Origin of the sequence: Olsenella sp. CU969, from assembly GCF_905219715.1 — a bacterium.
In the GTDB taxonomy this organism is placed as follows: domain Bacteria; phylum Actinomycetota; class Coriobacteriia; order Coriobacteriales; family Atopobiaceae; genus Granulimonas; species Granulimonas faecalis.
In genome coordinates, this window is sequence record NZ_CAJMXC010000152.1 from 1 (window position 1) to 1565 (window position 1565).

Sequence of the window (1565 nt, forward strand, 5' to 3'; positions counted from 1 at the left end):
AAAACCTACCGTTCGCCGGAAGGGTCCCCCGTTTTTCCGCGACCGGGAATGAGGGCCCGCCCTCGCGGTATAAGGACGACAACGGCGCGCCTCGCCCCCTCTTCTCCTTGGCCACTTGGCTGTGGGGCCCGGCACCCCGCCCCCTGCCAGACGCATCCCTCTTGGCGGGCGCGCCATCGTCCTCACCCGCGGTCGTGCTCTCTCCCTCTCTCGGACGACCGCCGAACGGCGCCCCAACCCGGGGCGCCGTTTCTCTTGCCGCCGTCTCGGTCGCGTACAATGGACAACCCGAGCCGGGACGGGAGGAAAGCCATGGAGTCTCTGTACCGCAAGTACCGCCCGCAGACCTTCGACGACGTCGTGGGTCAAAAGACCGTGGTGNCCACCCTCGAGCGGGGTGTCCAGAGCGGCGGCCTCGGCCACGCGTACCTCTTCTGCGGTCCCCGCGGCACCGGCAAGACCACCCTGGCGCGCATCCTCGCCAAGGCTGTGGCCTGCGACCAGGGGGCTGGCCACCTGCCCGACGGTACGTGCGACCAGTGCGTGGCCATCGCCGAGGGTCGCCACCCCGACGTCCACGAGCTCGACGCCGCCTCCCGCACGGGCGTGGACGCCATCCGCGAGGAGATCGTCAACCGCGTGGACTTTGCCCCCACGGTGGCGNGTCAGAAGGTCTATATNGTGGACGAGGTCCACATGCNCACCACGGCGNCCTNCAACGCGCTGCTCAAGACCCTCGAGGAGCCCCCGGCCCACGTGGTCTTCGTGCTCTGCACCACCGACCCGCAGAAGATCCCGGCCACCATCCTGTCGCGCGTGCAGCGCTTCGACTTCCGCTCCATCGACGACGCCGACATCCGCGAGCGNCTGGAGTACGTCTGCCGCGAGGAGGGCTTCTCGGCCGAGCCGGAGGCCANCGACATCGTGGCGCNCCACGCCCGCGGCGGCATGCGCGACGCCCTCTCCACGCTCGAGCAGCTCTCCGTGTTCGGCGACGGGTCGATCACCGCGGCCGACGCCCGCGACNTCTTGGGCGTGGCCGACTTCGCCGCCCTCGACGCCGCCGTGGCGGCCCTGGCCTCCCGCGACGCCGCGGCCCTGCTCGGCCTGGTGGCCGAGCAGACGTCTGCAGGCAACGACCTCCTCCGCTTCTGCGACGGTCTCGTGGGGCGCCTGNGCGACCTCTACGTGGCCGCCGTCGCCGGTCCGGTGGAGTCGCTCCTGGGCGGCACCGAGGGGGAGCGTGCCGCCCTGGTGGCCCAGGCGCGGACCCTGGGGCCCGCCGAGAGGATCTCGCGCTGCCTGGACTGCCTGGGCTCCACGGCGCTCTCCATGCGCACGGCCCGCAGCCCGCGCCTCACCCTGGAGGTGGCGGTCTCGCGCCTCGTGCGGCCGGAGACCGACATGACGGTGGAGGCCCTGGCCGAGCGCGTGGCCGTGCTCGAGCGCGCGCTGGCCGGCGGAGCCGGTGCGGCGCCGGCCCTCAGGGCGGGGGATGGGCGGTCCCAGGCGCCGGCGGCTGCCGAGAGGAACGCGGCGCCGCAACGGGCGGCCGCGCCCCAGAT

The 1565-nt window shown here is 73.0% G+C and carries 1 protein-coding gene; it reads left to right on the top strand.

Going from position 1 to position 1565, the window contains the following annotated elements; genetic code table 11:
• Window positions 1-312: 312 nt before the first annotated feature.
• The coding region (gene dnaX / locus JX283_RS08315) for a DNA polymerase III subunit gamma/tau (RefSeq protein WP_204830158.1) at window positions 313-1565 on the top strand (1253 nt) is incomplete at its 3' end.